Here is a 19,703-nt window from a genome sequence, read left to right as displayed (position 1 = left end):
TGTAATATAAATTATACATCTTTACGCAACATATCGCCTTATTTTGCATAGGACTAGATTCTTTCAGCCCTTTGGAGAATAACAGGGATACCTTTTTGGCAGCCCTGCACACTCATTTATTTCGTGAAAGCTATTTTTAATGCATCGCTTACAGTTTCGACACCAACAACGGAAATTCCTTTCGGATAATCCCATCCGCCCATATTTGAAGAAGGAATAATTGCCCGTTCAAAACCGAGCTTCGCCGCTTCAGAAACGCGTTGTTCAATCCGTGATACTCGACGAACTTCACCCGTAAGTCCAACTTCACCTATAAAACAATCGGATAGACCCGCTGCTGCGTCACGGTAACTCGAAACAATACTCACAAGAACGGCAAGGTCGATGGCCGGCTCGTCTAACTTCACCCCTCCAGCAACTTTTATATACGCATCTTGTGCTTGTAAAAGCATACCCATACGTTTTTCAAGTACCGCCATGAGCAATGAAACCCGATTTTGGTCTAACCCCGTCGCCATCCGCTTCGGATAGTTAAAACTTGACGGTGTGACAAGCGCTTGAATTTCAACAAGTATCGGCCGCGTTCCTTCCATCGATGCAACAACGGTCGAACCCGCACCGCCTTGCGATCTTTCACGCAGGAAAAGCTCAGATGGGTTAAGTACTTCTTTTAATCCCGATTGCAGCATTTCAAAAATTGCAATCTCATTCGTAGACCCAAATCTATTTTTCACGCTGCGCAAAATACGGTACGTATGATGGCGCTCTCCTTCAAAGTAAAGAACAGTATCTACCATATGTTCAAGCAGACGCGGTCCCGCAATTTGACCATCCTTCGTTACATGGCCTACGAGGAATATAGCAATGTTTTGAGTCTTTGCAATGCGCATCAGTTCCGCTGTACATTCACGGACTTGCGTAATGCTTCCAGGTGCAGACTTCACTTCTGGATGATGAATTGTTTGGATGGAGTCCACGATAACAAAACGTGGTTTGACTTCTTCAATCGTATGATGAATTTGCTCCAAATCCGTTTCCGCATAAATATAAAGTTCATCAGATGCAACGCCAAGTCGCTCTGCACGTAATTTTGTCTGACGAATCGATTCTTCCCCAGATATGTAAAGAACGCGGTGCCCTTTATTTGCTAGTAGTGAAGAAACTTGGAGAAGTAGAGTCGATTTTCCGATACCTGGATCTCCAGCCGTTAATATGAGTGAGCCCGGCACGATGCCGCCTCCCAACACACGGTTTAACTCTTCTAAATCTGTTTCAACGCGCGGTTCATCCGATGTCTCAATTGAACTAATCGGCATTGCTTTTTGACGCACGTTTTCCGAATGCTGAAATGCCGCACGCGGACCTTTTTGAACAACTTCGATTTCCTCGTCCATTGTATTCCATTCTCCGCAGCCCGGACAGCGCCCCATCCACTTCGGTGATTCATAGCCACATGACTTACAGACGAATTTCGACTTTCTCTTTGACATGTAATCCTCCAAATACGAAAAGGACAGCCCTCTCGCACCGAAAATACGGCTCGGCAGATGGGCTATCCTAATCGATCGTTATTTTTTCGCTGCCACTTTTTCTAGTTCTTTTTGTTCTGTGTTAACGACAAACTCTCCATCTTTCACATCGACGACAACTTTATTGCCCCTTAAGTCGGTTCCTTTTAGAAGTTCTTCGGACAACCGGTCTTCGATATGTTTTTGTATTGCACGGCGTAGCGGGCGTGCCCCGTAATCTGGATCGTAACCTACTTCGGAGATTTTAATTTTGGCATCATCCGTTATTTCAAGCACAATATCTTGCTCGGCTAGACGTTTGGATAATTCGTCAGCCATCAATGTCACGATTTTACGCAAATGTTCTTTCTCGAGTGAGTGGAAAACAATCATTTCGTCTACGCGGTTTAGGAACTCCGGACGGAATGCTTTCTTCAACTCTTCAAGCATAGCCGACTTCATTCCCTCGTAATCCCGGCCCGTATCTTGCAAATTAAATCCAACATATCTGTTCGTGCGTAATGTTTGCGCGCCGACGTTGGACGTCATAATGATAACCGTATTACGGAAGTCGACTGTGCGCCCTTTCGAGTCCGTCAATCTTCCGTCTTCTAATACTTGCAAAAGAATATTGAAGACGTCGGGATGCGCTTTCTCAATCTCATCGAGAAGAATAACAGAATAAGGTTTGCGACGAACTTTTTCAGTTAACTGTCCGCCTTCTTCAAACCCTACATACCCTGGTGGAGAACCGACGAGACGTGAAGTTGAATGCTTTTCCATATACTCGGACATGTCAACACGAATCATCGCATCTTCATCTCCAAACATTACTTCCGCAAGTGCACGTGCAAGCTCAGTTTTCCCGACACCTGTAGGACCGAGGAAAATGAATGAGCCAATTGGACGTTTCGGATCTTTCAGACCTGCTCGGGCCCGTCGAATGGCTTTGGAAATGGCTGTCACAGCTTCGGATTGTCCAATAACGCGTTCGTGTAGCATTTCTTCCATGTTCAACAGTTTCACGGTTTCGGTTTCAGCAATTTTCGATACAGGAATACCAGTCCACATAGCGACGACTTCTGCAATGTCTTCTTCCGTCACTTCCGATTCTGTTTTCCCTTGTTCTTCTTTCCAAGCTATATTCGTCGTTTCAAGTTCTTCTTTCGTCTTCTGCTCTTTGTCGCGGAACGAAGCTGCTTTTTCAAATTCCTGACTTTGTACAGCCGCATTTTTCTCCGAACGAATTGCTTCAAGCTTCAGTTCAAGTTCTTTCAAGTTCGGCGGTGTTGTATATGAACGCAAGCGTACTTTCGATCCCGCTTCGTCAATTAAGTCAATTGCTTTATCAGGTAAAAATCGATCTGAAATATAACGATCTGACATTTTCGCTGCCGCAATCACTGCTTCATCTGTAATTTTCACACGGTGATGCGCTTCATAGCGATCACGCAGTCCATAAAGGATTTGAATCGTTTCATCTACAGTTGGCTCGTCGACTTGAATTGGTTGGAAACGACGCTCAAGTGCAGCATCCTTTTCAATATATTTACGATACTCGTCAAGCGTCGTTGCACCGATACATTGTAGTTCGCCGCGTGCAAGTGACGGTTTCAAAATATTCGAAGCATCAATTGCACCTTCTGCACCACCCGCGCCAATTAGCGTATGAAGCTCATCGATGAACAAAATAATATTGCCGGCTTGGCGGATTTCTTCCATCACTTTTTTCATACGATCTTCAAATTCACCGCGGTATTTCGTCCCCGCAACAACGGTTCCCATATCCAGCGTCATCACTCGTTTATCCCGAAGGATTTCGGGTACTTCATTGTTAATGACTTGTTGTGCAAGACCTTCCGCAATCGCCGTTTTACCAACCCCAGGCTCTCCAATCAAGACTGGATTGTTTTTCGTGCGGCGCGCAAGTACTTCAATGACACGCGTAATCTCTTTGCTTCGTCCAATTACCGGATCTAGTAAACCTTCGCGTGCGACTTCTGTTAAATCGCGTGCCAAGCCGTCAAGTGTCGGCGTTGCCGCTGAATTAGAAGTTCCTTGACCTCCAGCGGTGCTGTCGTTGTTTCCTAGAAGCTGAAGCACTTGCTGGCGTGCCTTATTCAAACTGACGCCCGCATTGCTTAGAACACGCGCTGCAACGCCTTCACCTTCACGAATGAGCGCAAGTAAAATATGCTCCGTTCCAATATAAGAATGGCCGAGCTTTCTTGACTCATCAACCGATAGTTCAATTACTTTTTTAGCACGCGGGGTATAGTGAACGATTGGACCGACGTCTTTTGTCCCCGAGCCAACAAGCTTTTCGACGCCTTGTTCGATTGATTCTAAACTGACATCAATTCCCTCAAGCGCTTTTGCAGCAATGCCTCCGCCTTCACGAATGAGGCCAAGCAAAATATGCTCCGTTCCAATTGACTCGTGTTTCATGCGGATTGCCTCTTCTTGCGCAAGTTGCAATACTTTTTGAGCTCGTTGTGTAAATCGATTAAACATCATAATCAGTCCTCTCCTTCTACTATATATAATCTACTTATCTGAAACTCATACCTAATTATTAATGTTCCCTATTTAATTGTTTATAAAACAGTTGAAAATACCTAGCATTCAAAGACAATACAAAGCATTGACTATTTTTGACCTAACTATACTTTAAAGGAGCGCCCCCCCACAAAGTTGTTGCTTACTCTTCCCGATCCTCTTCCAAGGACGCGGGTGCATTAGCAATATTAAGTCGCTCTCGGAAGAGCTTCGCACGAAATACATCTCGTTCTTCTTGCGATAATTCGGTACCTGCATATTGCTGAAGGAAACCGGGTTGCATAAAAATCATCAATTCGTTCAATATCGACATATCGACATCTTGTATAATGCCAAGGTCAATACCTAAACGAACATCCGACAAACAACGCGCCGCCTCACCATTCGGAAGCAACCGGGCATAAGCAATCGTTCCGAGTGAACGGAAAAGCCTATTTTCTAGAGCTAGACGCGATTTAGCTATAAGAAGTTCCCTCGATTGACGCTCATGTGCGATTAAACGAGAAGTAATATTCCCAAGATCTACAAGTATTTCCTGCTCAGTTTTCCCAAGCGTCGTTTGGTTCGATACTTGATAGACGTTACCAGGTGCATCACTTCCTTCGCCGTAACTTCCACGGACGACGATGCCCAGTCTAGAGATTGCCGGAATAATCCGTTCAATTTGCTTCGTAATTGTCAGTGCCGGCAAATGCATCATGACGGACGCCCGCATCCCCGTTCCTGTATTCGATGGACAACTTGTCATATAACCAAAACTCTCATCGAACGCATAAGGAAGTTCACTCTCAAGTAAATTATCTACTTCGTCCGCTTTTTTATAAGCATCCTCGAGTTGTAAACCCGGGTATATACATTGAATGCGAATATGATCCTCTTCGTTCACCATAACGCTCACCGTTTCGTCTTCCGATAGAAGGACTGCACCGTGACGTTCCGGATTTGCGAGATGCGGACTGATTAAATGTTTTTCAATAAGTACAAGACGTTCTAATGAAGGAATTTCCGACATTTTCATATACGAATAATTAGGTTGATTGGTATCGAGTAGCACCCCTGAAGCTGCCCGGTCAACCGCCATTGCATCGTCTTCAGTAAAAGCAATCGGGAAACGATAGCCCGTTAAATTACGCGCAAGGCGAATTCGGGTCGACATGACAATGTCTGAGTGTTCACCGTGCGCAGACATCCAGCCAGTCACTCCGTCTTGAATGAACTTTTCAATCGACATCGGATTCTTCACCTCCGGCAACAAGTTGTTCTTTTAACGAATTGGCTTCATCGCGCAAGCTTGCCGCTTCTTCAAAACGCTCCGCCTCCACCGCTTCAGCCATTCTAGCTCGTATTTCTTCAATTTTTCGTTTGACAGCATATGTTTTGTTAAATGAAATCGGAATTTTTCCTATATGTGCGGCGTGTCCGTTATGAAGCTTTCCGAAAACATGCGGCAATTGCTCACGGAACGTGTCGTAACACGTCGCACAGCCAAACTTACCAATGTCGAGAAATTTCTTGAACGTTAACTTACACGTCGGACATTCCAGGTCGCTTCTATCTTCTTCGCGCGCCTGTTGCGGCTCTTCAAAAGAATCGCCCCCACCGAACCATTGCGAAAGGAATTGTTGAATGGAAAGCGGTTCCTGATTCGGATTGAAATGAAACGCCTCCGTTTGAAACGCACATTTTTCGCATAAGTGGTGTTCAGCCGATTCCCCCATATGACCTTTTGTTAAAATGACAGATGCCGGTCGTTCTTTACAATTTTCACAGATCATTACATGCCACCTCATATCGGTTTAATAGGATTAAATCTCAGTCCAACTGCTCGTAAATAAGCGTCAGTAACATTGCCTGTAATATACGCGCACGAATTACATCACGCTCAGGCAACGGTAAACGAATGGTCGTACGGTCAACAGCCGCGAGTATAAGTTTCGATTCACGTTCTGAGATAACCCCTTCTTCCATAAGACGGTACACAATATCCAATGCCATCGTATTGGATGCCCCTTCTTGCAAGCCCGACAATACATGGTCGATTAAATCTTTACGTGAATTTGTTCTTACTCGAAATATGCGAATATAGCCACCACCGCCACGTTTGGATTCAACCGCGTACCCACGTTCTTCTGTAAATCGGGTATTTATGACGTAATTGATTTGCGACGGGACACATTGAAATTTTTCAGCAACTTCATTTCGCTTAATTTCAATTGGACCGTTCTGTTCTTCTTCTAGTATCGCCTTTAAATATCCTTCAATAATGTCAGAAATGTTTCGCACGTTCTCACCTCTTTCACTTCAAGTGATAGAACATTGACCTTGACTATCTTTGACTTGATTGTACATGACAGGACTAAGGTGTCGCAATTGATATGCATTGCGGGCTATTGGTTGCTAAGTATCGACAATCCAGACCATTCTTTAATCATTTAAAAGACAACCGGGGTGCAAGGAAGTTTCCTACCTGCACCCCGATGGTCATTATTCTACGCTGGCGTTCGTCAATTCCTTCACTGGCAGGAATAATTCGCCCGTTTCCATATACGTGATTTGTAGTTGGTCACCTTCTTGAATATAAATAGAAAGTGGCACAGTCTCGGATGACACAAGGAAGTTCCGGCCGTCTTCCGACAAAATAGAGACGAGTGTGAAATCTCCTACACGTTCCTTAAAAACGCGTACAACGGTCACTGTCGCCTGATCCTCTTCTGCATTGGAACTTCCATCAACCGTACTTCCCCCACGCTGTATAGCCGTCTTGTAGAGCTTCAACGCTTCGTTTGGCGTGTTTCCAAAGACAGAGATTTCTGGATTAGCCGCTGATACGATAAAGTAATTTTGTAAAAAACCATTTGAGTCAAGCACAGGCGTTAACCAACTTGCTTCACCGTAGAAATTGTATAGCACCGGCATTTCACCAGACCATTTCTTTTCGATGAATTTCTTTTCAATAATTTGGAGGGCCCCTTGCGAATCCATATACGACTCTTCTAGGTTCCCAGTATAATACGTTGCTTTACCTGTTCGACCGTCTGTCAATGCATATCCGAGCATTGAATCGACGCCTTCTTTCGGGCTTGTAAAGTCGGTGAAGTAATACATATGCCCATTCTCGTCGAAAATCGGACTGACATTTGCTTCCGTTCCTTCATCCGACGGGAGCTTCACATCTTTTTTACCAACGACTGAGTTCCAAAAACCATGAATGTAGTTACCAAAGTAGCTGTTTTGCAGACTTACGGCTTCAGGAGATACAGCACCGTCAACGAATGCAGGCACTTCTGAAGTCGCATATTTCTCAACTTTTCCTGTCATCGCATCTACCATGACAATTCCTTTCACATCAAAACCATCACGTGCTGTAATAAATTCACCGTATGAACGGATGTAAAAAGGTTTTCCGTCATCATCAATTTCAAGCTGAACATCGCCGTAATAAATTAGATTCGGCGTTTCCATACGCATGTGGCGCTTAACTTGCTTACCGAAGAACGACGACGGCGTATACGCCATTTCAGCTTTCACAAACTTCGGATTGTCTGACGAGTCGGTCGCACTCATCGTGAAGTATCCTGGTGTTGTTTTCGCATTCCACCATTTAAAGAAGCCTGAAAATTCAACGGGTGCGATATAGACAAACTTGTTATCGACTTTTTGAATTTGCAAACTACCTAACTCATAATAACTCGTATTCGGTACTTGACCGAATGCTTTCTTCATCTTATTACGTGCAAACTTGGGTGGCACACTTGCTGGTGTTTTCGTTTCATCAAAAGCGGTGATTTCTACTTTCTGATCCATTTCGACTGCTTTATATTTCTTATCGGCATTGAATAATGGCGCGCTTAGTATATACACGCCGACAGCAAGCGCAGCAAGAAATAGGACGATTTTCGGCTTCCGATCCTTTGCCCCTGCTACAACTACGCCTAAAAAAGTAACGACGAGCAGTGCAACCCACAAGGATGTCCAATTTCTGTCCATATTTGTCACGTAATAGAGCACAAAGACAATGATTGCAAATAACGTAGCCGTACTAGCCATCGCTGCCCACCTATTGAACTTCACAGGCTCCTTCGTCTCTGAATTATTCATCGCCAACGGCACAATAATGACACTTGCCACGATACCTACTATAATTGAAAAAATAAGTAAATTAATCATAAATACACCCTTCTCCACTTTAAATATTTTCGTTAATAGTAAGTATACGGTTGAATTGGGGAAATAGTTTCATATTCATAATTAAATCAAAAACGAACTTCCCACCTTAATGGGAAGTTCGTTTTTGATTTACACTGTAACAGGTTCTTTTATTAAAGGTTCCAGATCGATTTCAAATCCTAGATCCTCAAGCATTTGTCGATCACGGTTACTTTCTTGACCTTCTGTTGTCAAATAGTCACCTATGAAAATTGAGTTTGCCGGATACAATCCGAACGGCTGAAGGCTTCGTAAATTCACCTCACGACCACCGGATATTCTAATTTCCTTTGTCGGATTCATGAATCTGAATAAGCAAAGTACTTTCAAGCAGTATCGAGGATTCAATTCGTCCGTACCGCCAAGAGGAGTCCCATCGACTGCATGTAAAAAGTTCACTGGAATCGAATCCGCATCCATGACATGTAAACTGCGAGCCATCGCTATGACATCCTCTTTCGTTTCCCGCATACCGATAATGACGCCGGAGCATGGTGAAATGCCGGCATCTTTCGCCAAATTAACCGTATTCACACGATCCCCGTATGTATGCGACGTCGTAATAGTTTCATGATGTGCTTCGGACGTGTTGATATTATGATTATATCGGTCCACTCCAGCCTCTTTTAAACGCTTTGCTTGGTCTGACTTTAAAAGTCCTAGACATGCACAAACTGTCATATGTTCATGCTTTGATTTAATTTCTTTCACAGAGTCGATAACAATTTCAAGCTCCCGATTTGCGGGTCCTCGTCCACTCGCCACGATACAAAATGTCCCTGCATTTAATTCCGCCGCACGCGCCGCGCCTGCAATAATTTCTTCTCGTTTCATCATCGAATACTTTTCAATCGGTGCTTTCGAGACAATTGACTGCGCACAGTACCCGCAGTTCTCTGGGCATAAGCCCGATTTCGTGTTCATAATCATATTCAACTTCACTTTGTTGCCGTAATAATATTTACGTACTTTGTATGCCCCGTGGAGAAGAGCTAGCAAGTCATCATCAGGACTATCCAATATAGAAAGCGCCTCTTCATCCGTCAATATATGTCCTGCAAGAACCTTTTCTGCTAATACATCATAATTTGTCATGTCATTTCCTCACTTTCAATACTTTGTACATGCGGTGTCCAAACATCCCTGCGAGTACTGCTAAAAGGATGTCTTTCGGTAATGGCGGCATCATTAAAGCCCATGCTACTTTGTACGAGAACGCGTCCGGGGCTGCTGCCCAAAACTTAAAAGCCACGTACATCCAGTTCGTTCCGAATAAGTAGTTCACACTCATTGCCACAAGTGCGGCGATGATGTATCCGTGTAGCTTTCCATTCTTTTCAACAATTTTCCCAGCAATGTATGCTGTAAAAATAAAAGAAACAATAAATCCAAATGTCGGGCTAATAATCGAGCTGAAACCGCCTCCGAATCTTGCAAATACGGGTGCACCCGCAAGCCCAATGAACATATAGACCGTCATTGCCAACGCGCCCCTACGGCTGCCGAGTAGAAGTCCGGCAAGTATTGCGAAAAACGTCTGCAATGTAATCGGCACGCTCCCGACGACCAAAAAAGGTACAAAAGCGGTAATGTTCGCACCAATCATCATAAGTGCGGCGAACATCGCACTGTACACAAGACTTAACGCACTCATTCCACTTTCACTTTTTGTTTTCACCGTTGCTATTGTCATACTTTACCTCCACAGTGTAGTTACTTTTAATAGAATAAACTAAAACTTTAAATAGGTCAACTAAATATTATTTTAGGTTAACCCATTTTCAGCGTGTGGACTCTTACATTTTTAAATTTAAAAAAAGCTACCAAAAGGTAGCTTTTCCGTTTCATATTTCATAAAAGCATGCCAACCAAAAGAGCTGAGGGTTAGATGTCATGCAATAGTACAAATTTTTTTCAAAAGAGGACTCCCGCACGGAAGTCTTTTAGAACTTCATAAATCATTGTAGTCATCAAGAAGCGCAAAATAAATTAAGTAGACCGTTGAAAACATAAAAAAAGTCCCACTTAAGGATAAATTTATTCTTTCAAAACTACTACCAAGCAATCCTTTGAATATAAACGTACCTAACAAGGATTGACTTAAATAATTTAGTACCATTGTCTTTGTAGTAAATTTCATGCGAGTAAAAAGGACAATTATTTTCGACACTAAATCTAGCACTAAAGTAATTAAATAGATGATGAAACAAAAGAAAGCAAAATATATTAAATTGCTTACTAAACTATCGGCAAAAGTTATTTTAACAAATCCATAATTCTTGAGAACCTTGTATAGTCCAGGCATTCCAAAGAAAGGTAAGACGACAAATCCTATGATGAGTACTAGAACGAATAAAGCGACCGAAATTTTCGTTACTCTATTAGCCTTTTCTAGTTTTTTATCATTCGCTTGTGTTGACAAATTAATCCCTCCCAAAAGCATTATTCGTTTGCAAAAGCTTTTTGTCAACTATGAAGGGAAATGTCAGATAGTTACTTCAAAACGATAAAAAAAAAGATCGGCGGCCTATTAGCCCCGATCTTCCTTTAAGAATTCTCGTTTTCGTCTCGTGGAAATAGGAAATACGAAATGATTCCGCTCACAATCATCGCACCGACCGTAATCAGCAGCTGCGTTGTTCCCGGAAGGTCTGCATAATTACGATTTAGCATATACAAACTAACCGTTGCAACGATAACCATGATTGGAACGACATATTTAAACACTCTCACTAGTTTCACCCTCAGAATAAAGTTATGGTAACTTTATTCTACCATAATTCGTTTTTAGAACCCCATTCTACGTCCTCGTCGTCTTCCACACCCTTGACCTTGACCATGTCCGGGTCCACCAAAGCCAGGACCGGAGCCAGGACCGAAACCAGGTCTAACTGGTCCACAATTCACATTCTGTGTCGACTCTGTATAGAAATGGCGAGGTACCGGAACCATATGTTCGCGGTTCACGTTCACAATTGGATGAATCACAGGAATTTCTTGCGGTGTAAACTGATCATGGAATCTGTACTGCGTCGGACAAACAATAGGTTGCTGCATGTGATGACCCATCTGGTTGCCCATAGGTTGTTGCATCTGATGACCCATTTGGTTACCCATAGGTTGTTGCATGTGATGACCCATTTGGTTACCCATAGGCTGTTGCATCTGATTGCCCCAATAGTTTCCTTGTTGCATCATATTCTCACCTCCTCCTTCTATTACATGTGAAAAAGAGAAGGACAGACGGGCGAGAGACTATAGCTAATTGACGGAATTGTAATTCAGGAGCAAACACACCCCTTAGTTGGAATAAATTCAAACGTTCCGCATACGCCTAGCATACAGGAAGGTCCGAATGGCAATACGGATAGGTATAAACGATGTCACGATTAATAGCCCTATTATAATTTGTTGGAAAAGGCTTTGATCATGTGCTTGATAAGTAAAAAAGTTAAGCCGCAAATTAAAAGCTAAAATTACTAGGAAATAAACAACTAAACTCGTACTCGTCAACAAGACTTTTCGAAACTGTGCTTTTTTCTCCGCCGCATCATATGTAAACTGTGGCTTCTCTCCACCGGCCTCATACTCTTTCTGCCAAATCGAGTATTTCGTAATTGAATGCGGCGACGTAAATTTCAACTGCCACCCTGCACTTTTATGGATATCATAATAATTCGGGGAAGTTTTCAACTGATAATCGTGCACATACGATACAAGTTTCGGGGTCCCTTTTTCAAAAACGAAACGCGTACCTAGTTTACCCACTTGAACAAGATGATTTCCTTCCTCCGACATATCCGAAAGCCAATTTTCTATTAAATCCGGTGCGTACATCCAGCTAAATTTCCATTTGGCAAACGTTTTCCCAATCGAAATCCCCGCGTCAACGGACGTACTGAAATACTTACGTTCGAATGCTCGCAATTTGGTTGTCATATAAAAGGTAAGAATAATGACAGCAATCGCTTGTATAAAGTAAAGGAATGTAATGGACCATAACGGACTTGGCACAAAAACCGAACTTTCCGGGAAAAATAAAAGTGATAACATAGCAAACGCGAACGGGATTAATTGGAACCCATACACGAAAGCAAGAATCGTTAGCAGTAAAGAATGCATCCGATTCCTTTTCAATACACCATCCCGAGATGGGTACGTACGAATCGTATCCCCACTATTTTTTACAAACTTCCAATTCCCTACTGATAATAGATTTTCCCAACCGGAATCACCCAACGCCCGCGGCAAGCCACTTATAGTCTTGTCATAGACAACTTGGTATTCCACTTCTTCGTGTTCCGCTTCTTCAAATAAAAACATCCGCGAAAAGGGATTCAAGCCGATGAGCCGCTTCCCTTCTGCCGCACTTTCCGACAACCAACGCTCCGTTTTATCGATATCATAACTCCAAAAAGGCCTCCACTTTTTTATCATTTAAATTCCTCCTCGTGCTGCATGACATTTGCGTACAATTCTTTCAATCGAGTCATTTCATGACGCATCAGCGCTTTCCCTATATCCGAAACTTCATAGATTGTTTTTCTTTTCTCATCTGCGTAGACGGTGACAATTCCGTCCCGTTGCATTTTCTTCAACGTCCCATAAATGGTTCCGGAGCCCAGAACTAGTCGCCCTTTTGTCAACTCTTCAACATGTTTAATAATGCCATAACCGTGGCGCGGGACAGTAAGCGACAACAATATATAAAACGCTGTTTCTGTCATCGGAATATATGATTTAATAACTTTCTCTATTTTCAATCGGAATCACATCCGTTTCTACTAGTTAGGTTGAGCTTATGATTTCCACGTAATCTCCAGCGAAGGCGACTACCGGGGTAGCCGAGCGTTGTAAGGAGGATTTTCCAGTTCAATATATCACGATTCGACTATATCATGTCGTGACATAGTCGGTCAATATTGATTTTTCACAAAACAAAAAAGAGCCCTCTAATTTGGAAGGCCCTGCTTACATACATTCTATTTATTGATAGTCCCTTGGTAATTCTTTTTCTTCTACCTCTTCTTCAAACACTGAATCATAGACCGGGGCACCTTCACCGATCATTTTTAGCGATTCAATAAAGTCCCTGTCAATCCTTCTTGCCATTTCTTCTGGATCAATTTGTACCCTTTCCATACGATCAGCCCCCTAAATAATTTTACCGCGGCAAAATACAATGGATAGCAACAATTGCAAAAAAACAGAACTTATATTGTTCACAATCATTATACTAAACTTTCAATCTTCTGTAAATGGGTTGAACTTATTCGTTTGACCATCCATTCGTTGGGTTATACTCACTGAAAGAACTAACCTTGAGGAGGTGTTTCGATGAAACGAATTGTTATGTTCGATGGAGATTGTAATTTTTGCGATGCGAGCGTCCAATTCATCATTAAGCGAGATCCCGCCGCACATTTCCACTTCACTTCATTGCAAAGCGAGATTGGACAAGAGCTCGTGAAGCATCATAACATTCCGGCTGAAGTCGACAGTCTTGTACTAATTGAAAAAGGTAAAGCATTTACGAAGTCTTCAGCAGCGCTTCGCATTGCAAAAAAACTAGACGGATTATGGCATCTCTTATTCTTATTTATACTCATACCTCGTCCAATCCGTGACGGTGTGTATAATTTCGTAGCACGGAATCGCTACAAATGGTTTGGCAAAAAAGATGATTCTTGTGCATTGCCTTCACCCGAAGTACGAAAAAGATTTATTTAACTCAAAATAAAAACCTTCTGAATTTCTCCAGAAGGTTTTTTAAAATTAAACTTGTAATTCTTTATTTTCTTCAGCCGTAAATGCTCGGGATCTTGTTAGGAAACGCTTTCCTTCTACCCCTTCAAGTGAAAACATCCCGCCACGACCTTCGACGACATCGATAATGAGCTGAGTATGTTTCCAATAATCGAACTGGTTTTTATGCATGTAAAATGGAGCTTCGCCAATATATCCAAGGAGAACGTCTTGGTCACCAACAATCAATTCCCCTTCCGGATAACACATCGGTGATGAGCCGTCGCAACAACCACCCGACTGATGGAACATAAGCGGACCGTGTTTACTTCTCAAAAACTCAATGAGTTCAAGTGCAGCGTCAGTAGCGAGTACGCGTTCCGTCACTTTCACTTCCCCCTATCCGTTTAAAAGAAGCCTTGTTTGTTTTCGTCATAACTAACAAGCATATTTTTTGTCTGTTGGTAATGGCTCAACATCATCAAGTGGTTTTCGCGACCAATACCCGAAGCTTTATATCCGCCGAATGCGGCATGTGCCGGATAGACGTGGTAACAGTTTGTCCATACGCGTCCTGCTTGAATGCCGCGACCGAAACGGTACGCTGTATTCATATCACGCGTCCAAATAGCCGAGCCTAAGCCGTACAATGTATCGTTGGCGATTTCAAGCGCTTCTTCTTTCGTTTTAAATGTTGTCACTGAAACGACAGGTCCAAAAATCTCTTCTTGGAAAATACGCATTTTATTGTCGCCCTTGAAAACAGTTGGTTGGACATAATATCCACCTTCCAAGTCGCCTTCCAGATGGTTTTGCGCTCCGCCTGTTAAGCATTCTGCTCCTTCTTGTTTTCCAATATCCAAGTAAGATAGAATTTTCTCAAGTTGCTCACTGGAAGCTTGGGCACCCATCATCACCGTTGGATCGAGTGGATTTCCTACCTTAATCGCTTTCACTCGTTCAATTGCCCGTTCCATAAATTTATCGTAAATCGATTCATGAATTAACGCACGTGATGGACATGTACATACTTCTCCTTGGTTTAAAGCAAACATGACAAATCCTTCTACTGCTTTATCGAAAAATGCGTCGTCTTCGTCCATAATATCTTCAAAGAAAATATTTGGAGATTTCCCACCGAGCTCTAGCGTAACCGGAATTGTATTTTCGGATGCATATTGCATAATTAAACGTCCCGTTGTTGTTTCACCTGTAAACGCTATTTTTCCGATACGTGGATTCGATGCAAGTGGCTTTCCTGCCTCTAAACCAAAACCATTCACAACGTTTAAGATACCAGCTGGTAGTAAATCTTCTATCAATTCAACGAGTACGAGAATTGATGCGGGTGTTTGTTCCGCGGGTTTAAGAACGACACAGTTTCCAGCAGCGAGTGCGGGTGCCAATTTCCAAACCGCCATTAAAATCGGGAAGTTCCAAGGAATAATTTGCCCTACGACTCCGATTGGTTCATGGAAATGATACGCAACTGTGTCGTTGTCAATTTGGCTGACGCCGCCTTCTTGTGCACGAATCGCACTAGCAAAATAGCGGAAATGGTCGATAGCAAGCGGAATGTCCGCATTTAATGTTTCACGGACAGCTTTTCCATTTTCCCACGTCTCTGCAACCGCTAGCATTTCTAGGTTTTGTTCCATGCGATCTGCAATTTTAAGTAATATATTTGAACGCTCTGTTACTGACGTTTTTCCCCACGCGTCTTTTGCCGCATGTGCCGCATCAAGTGCTAATTCAATATCTTCTGAAGTTGAACGTGCCACCTTTGTAAAAACCTTCCCTGTAATTGGAGTGATATTATCGAAGTACTCCCCGTTTACTGGCGGCGTCCAGTTTCCACCGATATAGTTTTCATAACGTTCCTTATAATTTACTTTAGCCCCATCTGTGTTCGGAAATGCGTACACCTGATTTTCTACAGCTTGTACCATTTTTACATTCCTCCCATTTCAATGATTTTCTTTAGCAATTTACCATGTGGATACCCCAAAGGATGTATACGCTTACAATTATCTCTAAATAAAAATAAGTTTCATATACTATTATTTCAGACTATACCAAATTTTGCAACCAATACTAGAAGCCAGTTGATTTAGCTCATTCAAATACTTTCCGAAAATAAAAAGACCTCACATAAATGTGAGGTCTACTTACTTTCAGCTTCGCGCTTTGTTTTCTCTTTTTCTTTTTGAAGATCCGGATAATTTGGATCCCCTTCTCCGACCATTTTAAGCGATGCAATGTAATCCTCGTCTCGTCTTCTGGCCATTTCTTGTGCATCTTCGAATGTTACTTTTTCATTCATGAGAAATCGCCTCCTCGTTGTTTACTCGTATTGCAATACAATCGGAAAGCTACAGTTTCTAATCCATTTCAATTACGCTGAATATCCTATTAGTAGTAAACTTTTTGATTCGGCGATAATTTCTCATAACCTCTTAATAGAGTCCTTGCTTGTTTTCGTCATAACTAACGAGTAAGTTTTTTGTTTGTTGGTATTCCTCCAACATCATTTTATGGTTTTCTCGTCCAATACCTGATGCCTTATAACCGCCAAATGCCGCATGTGCTGGATATTCATGATAACAATTCGTCCATACACGGCCTGCTTCGATTTCACGGCCAAGTCGGTATGCTGTATTCGAATCGCGTGTCCAAACGCCTGCACCTAAACCGTACAATGTGTCATTGGCGATTTCCAATGCCTCTTCTTTCGTTTTAAAGGTAGTAACCGAAAGAACAGGGCCAAAAATCTCTTCCTGGAAAATACGCATTTTGTTGTTACCTTTAAAAACAGTAGGCTCGATGTAATATCCGCCTTTTAATTCGCCTTTTAACTTATTCCGTTTTCCGCCCGTTAGGCATTTAGCACCTTCTTTTTTACCAATTTCCAAGTACGAAAGGATTTTATCCCGCTGCTCAATAGATGCTTGAGCACCCATCATCACAGTTGGGTCAAGTGGATTTCCCGTCTTAATCGCCTTGACTCGTTTAATTGCGCGTTCGATAAACTTATCGTAAATCGATTCTTGAATTAATGCGCGGGAAGGACTTGAACATACTTCTCCTTGGTTAAACGCGAACATAACAAATCCTTCTACCGCCTTATCTAATAACGCATCATCTTTGTCTAAAATATCTTCAAAGAAAATATTCGGTGATTTCCCGCCGAGTTCCAACGTGACGGGAATCGTATTTTGGGAAGCATATTGCATAATTAGGCGCCCAGTTGTTGTTTCACCTGTAAACGCAATTTTTCCGATGCGCGGATTCGACGCAAGTGGTTTTCCGGCTTCTAAACCGTACCCATTTACAACGTTCACTACCCCTGCTGGAAGTAAATCTTCTATTAACTCCATGAGTATGAGAATCGATGCAGGTGTTTGTTCGGCAGGTTTGAGGACGACGCAGTTTCCAGCTGCCAAAGCCGGAGCGAGCTTCCAAATCGCCATTAAAATCGGAAAGTTCCACGGAATAATTTGACCGACGACTCCGATTGGCTCATGAAAATGATACGCTACTGTATCGTTGTCAATCTGACTTACGCCACCTTCTTGTGCCCGAATCGCTCCGGCGAAATAACGAAGATGATCAACCGCAAGCGGCAAATCGGCATTTAGCGTTTCGCGGATGGGTTTGCCATTCTCCCAAGTTTCCGCAACCGCCAGCTTTTCCAAGTTTTCTTCAATTCGATCTGCAACTTTTAGTAGGATGTTGGCGCGTTCTGCTACGGAAGTTTTTCCCCAAGCATCTTTCGCCGCATGCGCTGCATCAAGTGCTAGTTCGATATCTGCTTCGGTTGAACGGGCTACTTTCGTAAACACTTTGCCTGTTATAGGCGTTGGGTTGTCAAAGTACTCCCCTTTTACCGGTTGAATCCATTTCCCCCCGATAAAGTTTTCGTACTGTCCCTTAAAGTTTACTTTCGCACCGTCTGTGTTTGGAAATGCGTATACCTTACTTTCTACCGCTTGAACCATTTCTACATTCCTCCCAATCTAATCGTCGTGCTATTTTCAAAACATGTGCAGTGAAATTTTTCGCACATTACATATCTTATGCAACGGTCTAGTAACATATGCATAATCTTCTTGTTTAAATTAAAAGAATACTTTTCTTTTAATCTAATCAACTGCGCTAATTTTTCCACACACTACTAACTTACGTATCAGCGCCCACGAATATGCATGATCTTTTACTTAAATAAAAATAGTGCAAACTAATATTCTAGTTTGCACTACACATTTTCATAGAATCTTTCTCCGCTTTTGAAATTAAAAAATACCCAACACACTACAAAAAGTAGGTTGTTGGGTATCTTTTCATTATAACCCTATCGAGAACAAAGCTACGGCTAAAATCACACCTAGTAGTGGCACAATAACTGTTAACGCTCCGAACGCAGGATAGGCATCTTTATGCGTTTCCCCAGCAATTGAACGAATTGTCGTCACAACATAACCGCCTTGCGGTAATGAATCCAAAGATCCTGAAGAGATCGCGACAACTCGATGTAACGCATCTGGATCTACGCCCATATCTAAATAATGCGGTGCAAGAAGTGGCAATGCAATTGCTTGTCCACCAGAAGATGAACCAGTTAAACCCGCGATAACAGCTACCGCAAGCCCACCACCAATAAGTGGGCTTCCCGGAATTGCCGTCATAAAGCTAACCGCGTCACCAAATGCTGGTGTTGCTTTTACAACTCCACCAAATCCAACAACTGCAGCTGTATTAGCAATTGCAACAACCGCACCCAGCGTTCCTTCTGAAACTGCTTTCCCGAAATTCACGAAGTACTTTCTGTTAATCAAGAACGTTGCAATCACACCACTTGTTAGTGCAACGATTAATGCAGAGGTCCCCAATGAATTGTGGAAAATAAATGAGATTGCCAACACAACTAGTAACGGAATCATGCTCAATAATGGATTTGGCAGTCTTTCCCTTACTTCATGATGATCCGTTTCCCTATCTACAAAGTGTTCGCCTTTGGCAACTGCTTTTCCAATCATCTTTTTCAGCCACCAATAACCGAAAATCATCATGAATACCGCAACAATAATACTAACTTGCCATCCAGCATACGCAGTCGTTCCTAAATATTCAATTGGAATCCAGTTTTGAATTTCAGGTGAACCTGCGGATGTCATTGTAAACGTTGTCGATCCAAATGCCAAAGTTGCCGGAATGAATCTTCTTGGCAAGTTCGCTTGTTTAAACAAACTGATTGCCATTGGATACACAGAAAATGCAACGACGAATAAACTAACTCCACCATATGTTAAGATTGCACAAGCAATGACAACCGCAAGGGCAGCCCGCTTCATACCAAGCTTGCCCACAATCCATTTTGAAACACTTTCCGCTGCGCCGCTGTCTTCCATAACTTTACCAAAGATTGCGCCCGTTAAGAACATTAAATACCATGAGCCGATGAATCCCGAAAATCCACCCATATAGTTTGTAACGAAGTTCGCCGCGCCCTCTTCCGCTAATTGCGGAAAGAGGGGTAAACTGCTTAATAAAGCGACGAAAAGTGCAGATAATGGTGCAGCAATTAGCAAGTTCATGCCTTTCATCGTCAATAATATGAGTAATATTAACCCACCAAACAAACCGATTATCCCTAACATTTCATTACTAACCCCTTTTACAAAAAGA

At 42.5% G+C, this 19,703-nt stretch carries 20 protein-coding genes; 1 reads left to right on the top strand and 19 read right to left on the bottom strand.

Features of this window, described 5'->3' with window-relative positions:
• Positions 1–116: 116 nt before the first annotated feature.
• The 14 genes from radA to KSU66_RS11990 all read right to left on the bottom strand — a co-directional run bounded on the left by radA (position 117) and on the right by KSU66_RS11990 (position 13,415).
• On the bottom strand, positions 117–1,490 hold the full coding sequence (radA, locus tag KSU66_RS12055; protein WP_269051707.1) for a DNA repair protein RadA: 1,374 nt from the start codon (positions 1,488–1,490) through the stop codon (positions 117–119).
• Positions 1,491–1,568: 78 nt separating this feature from the next.
• The gene (locus KSU66_RS12050; RefSeq protein ID WP_269051706.1) at positions 1,569–4,025 is read right to left on the bottom strand and encodes an ATP-dependent Clp protease ATP-binding subunit; all 2,457 of its coding nucleotides are present in this window, start codon (positions 4,023–4,025) and stop codon (positions 1,569–1,571) included.
• Between the two features lie 184 nt (positions 4,026–4,209).
• Entirely contained in the window at positions 4,210–5,298 is a 1,089-nt protein-coding gene (locus KSU66_RS12045) for a protein arginine kinase (protein WP_269051705.1), read from the bottom strand.
• Positions 5,288–5,842: a UvrB/UvrC motif-containing protein gene (locus KSU66_RS12040; RefSeq protein WP_269051704.1), complete on the bottom strand. Its 555-nt coding sequence runs from the start codon at positions 5,840–5,842 to the stop codon at positions 5,288–5,290. The genes KSU66_RS12045 and KSU66_RS12040 overlap by 11 nt, the downstream gene beginning before the upstream one ends.
• A 37-nt stretch (positions 5,843–5,879) precedes the next feature.
• A complete protein-coding gene (locus KSU66_RS12035; protein ID WP_269051703.1) occupies positions 5,880–6,350 on the bottom strand; it encodes a CtsR family transcriptional regulator in 471 nt (156 codons plus the stop codon).
• A gap of 201 nt (positions 6,351–6,551) precedes the next feature.
• The gene (locus tag KSU66_RS12030) at positions 6,552–8,234 is read right to left on the bottom strand and encodes a hypothetical protein (RefSeq protein ID WP_269051702.1); all 1,683 of its coding nucleotides are present in this window, start codon (positions 8,232–8,234) and stop codon (positions 6,552–6,554) included.
• 129 nt (positions 8,235–8,363) lie between these two features.
• A complete protein-coding gene (gene bioB, locus KSU66_RS12025) occupies positions 8,364–9,368 on the bottom strand; it encodes a biotin synthase BioB (RefSeq protein WP_269051701.1) in 1,005 nt (334 codons plus the stop codon).
• A gap of 1 nt (position 9,369) precedes the next feature.
• Entirely contained in the window at positions 9,370–9,966 is a 597-nt protein-coding gene (locus KSU66_RS12020; protein ID WP_269051700.1) for a biotin transporter BioY, read from the bottom strand.
• A gap of 258 nt (positions 9,967–10,224) precedes the next feature.
• The gene (locus KSU66_RS12015; protein WP_269051699.1) at positions 10,225–10,695 is read right to left on the bottom strand and encodes a hypothetical protein; all 471 of its coding nucleotides are present in this window, start codon (positions 10,693–10,695) and stop codon (positions 10,225–10,227) included.
• A 125-nt stretch (positions 10,696–10,820) separates the two neighbouring features.
• Positions 10,821–11,006, bottom strand: a complete 186-nt coding sequence (locus KSU66_RS12010; protein WP_269051698.1) for a histidine kinase — start codon at positions 11,004–11,006, stop codon at positions 10,821–10,823.
• A 54-nt stretch (positions 11,007–11,060) separates the two neighbouring features.
• Complete coding sequence (locus KSU66_RS12005) at positions 11,061–11,471, bottom strand: hypothetical protein (protein WP_269051697.1); 411 nt, start codon at positions 11,469–11,471, stop codon at positions 11,061–11,063.
• Positions 11,472–11,588: 117 nt separating this feature from the next.
• Complete coding sequence (locus tag KSU66_RS12000; protein WP_269051696.1) at positions 11,589–12,710, bottom strand: DUF2812 domain-containing protein; 1,122 nt, start codon at positions 12,708–12,710, stop codon at positions 11,589–11,591.
• On the bottom strand, positions 12,707–13,036 hold the full coding sequence (locus tag KSU66_RS11995) for a PadR family transcriptional regulator (RefSeq protein ID WP_269051695.1): 330 nt from the start codon (positions 13,034–13,036) through the stop codon (positions 12,707–12,709). Before KSU66_RS11995 ends, KSU66_RS12000 begins: the two co-directional genes overlap by 4 nt.
• A 223-nt stretch (positions 13,037–13,259) precedes the next feature.
• On the bottom strand, positions 13,260–13,415 hold the full coding sequence (locus tag KSU66_RS11990) for a hypothetical protein (protein ID WP_269051694.1): 156 nt from the start codon (positions 13,413–13,415) through the stop codon (positions 13,260–13,262).
• Between the two features lie 195 nt (positions 13,416–13,610).
• On the opposite strand from KSU66_RS11990, the gene KSU66_RS11985 reads away from it, so the two are divergent.
• On the top strand, positions 13,611–14,003 hold the full coding sequence (locus KSU66_RS11985) for a thiol-disulfide oxidoreductase DCC family protein (RefSeq protein ID WP_269051693.1): 393 nt from the start codon (positions 13,611–13,613) through the stop codon (positions 14,001–14,003).
• 45 nt (positions 14,004–14,048) lie between these two features.
• On the opposite strand, the gene KSU66_RS11980 is transcribed toward KSU66_RS11985, so the two are convergent.
• The 5 genes from KSU66_RS11980 to KSU66_RS11960 all read right to left on the bottom strand — a co-directional run bounded on the left by KSU66_RS11980 (position 14,049) and on the right by KSU66_RS11960 (position 19,675).
• Complete coding sequence (locus KSU66_RS11980; RefSeq protein ID WP_269051692.1) at positions 14,049–14,405, bottom strand: DUF779 domain-containing protein; 357 nt, start codon at positions 14,403–14,405, stop codon at positions 14,049–14,051.
• A gap of 20 nt (positions 14,406–14,425) precedes the next feature.
• Positions 14,426–15,967 (bottom strand): aldehyde dehydrogenase, encoded by a 1,542-nt coding sequence (adh, locus tag KSU66_RS11975; protein WP_269051691.1) that lies wholly within the window; start codon positions 15,965–15,967, stop codon positions 14,426–14,428.
• Between the two features lie 215 nt (positions 15,968–16,182).
• Complete coding sequence (locus KSU66_RS11970; RefSeq protein ID WP_269051690.1) at positions 16,183–16,341, bottom strand: hypothetical protein; 159 nt, start codon at positions 16,339–16,341, stop codon at positions 16,183–16,185.
• A gap of 133 nt (positions 16,342–16,474) precedes the next feature.
• Positions 16,475–18,016 carry an aldehyde dehydrogenase gene (gene adh, locus KSU66_RS11965; protein WP_269051689.1) on the bottom strand — a complete coding sequence of 514 codons (1,542 nt, stop codon included), beginning with the start codon at positions 18,014–18,016 and terminating at the stop codon, positions 16,475–16,477.
• A gap of 345 nt (positions 18,017–18,361) precedes the next feature.
• Positions 18,362–19,675, bottom strand: a complete 1,314-nt coding sequence (locus tag KSU66_RS11960; protein ID WP_269051688.1) for a GntP family permease — start codon at positions 19,673–19,675, stop codon at positions 18,362–18,364.
• Positions 19,676–19,703: the final 28 nt, after the last annotated feature.

The sequence above is a fragment of the Sporosarcina sp. G11-34 genome (genome assembly GCF_026931025.1).
The sequence above is the reverse complement of the archived record's forward strand: the minus strand, read 5'-3'. Positions and strand labels throughout refer to the sequence as shown.

What these genes read in the sequence shown, in the direction of transcription:
- radA (WP_269051707.1), bottom strand. Translation starts at nt 1,490, where the DNA reads ATGTCAAAGAGAAAGTCGAAATTCGTCTGTAAGTCATGTGGCTATGAA.
- KSU66_RS12050 (WP_269051706.1), bottom strand. Translation starts at nt 4,025, where the DNA reads ATGATGTTTAATCGATTTACACAACGAGCTCAAAAAGTATTGCAACTT.
- KSU66_RS12045 (WP_269051705.1), bottom strand. Translation starts at nt 5,298, where the DNA reads ATGTCGATTGAAAAGTTCATTCAAGACGGAGTGACTGGCTGGATGTCT.
- KSU66_RS12040 (WP_269051704.1), bottom strand. Translation starts at nt 5,842, where the DNA reads ATGATCTGTGAAAATTGTAAAGAACGACCGGCATCTGTCATTTTAACA.
- KSU66_RS12030 (WP_269051702.1), bottom strand. Translation starts at nt 8,234, where the DNA reads ATGATTAATTTACTTATTTTTTCAATTATAGTAGGTATCGTGGCAAGT.
- bioB (WP_269051701.1), bottom strand. Translation starts at nt 9,368, where the DNA reads ATGACAAATTATGATGTATTAGCAGAAAAGGTTCTTGCAGGACATATA.
- KSU66_RS12020 (WP_269051700.1), bottom strand. Translation starts at nt 9,966, where the DNA reads ATGACAATAGCAACGGTGAAAACAAAAAGTGAAAGTGGAATGAGTGCG.
- KSU66_RS12005 (WP_269051697.1), bottom strand. Translation starts at nt 11,471, where the DNA reads ATGATGCAACAAGGAAACTATTGGGGCAATCAGATGCAACAGCCTATG.
- KSU66_RS12000 (WP_269051696.1), bottom strand. Translation starts at nt 12,710, where the DNA reads ATGATAAAAAAGTGGAGGCCTTTTTGGAGTTATGATATCGATAAAACG.
- KSU66_RS11990 (WP_269051694.1), bottom strand. Translation starts at nt 13,415, where the DNA reads ATGGAAAGGGTACAAATTGATCCAGAAGAAATGGCAAGAAGGATTGAC.
- KSU66_RS11985 (WP_269051693.1), top strand. Translation starts at nt 13,611, where the DNA reads ATGAAACGAATTGTTATGTTCGATGGAGATTGTAATTTTTGCGATGCG.
- adh (WP_269051691.1), bottom strand. Translation starts at nt 15,967, where the DNA reads ATGGTACAAGCTGTAGAAAATCAGGTGTACGCATTTCCGAACACAGAT.
- KSU66_RS11970 (WP_269051690.1), bottom strand. Translation starts at nt 16,341, where the DNA reads ATGAATGAAAAAGTAACATTCGAAGATGCACAAGAAATGGCCAGAAGA.
- adh (WP_269051689.1), bottom strand. Translation starts at nt 18,016, where the DNA reads ATGGTTCAAGCGGTAGAAAGTAAGGTATACGCATTTCCAAACACAGAC.
- KSU66_RS11960 (WP_269051688.1), bottom strand. Translation starts at nt 19,675, where the DNA reads ATGTTAGGGATAATCGGTTTGTTTGGTGGGTTAATATTACTCATATTA.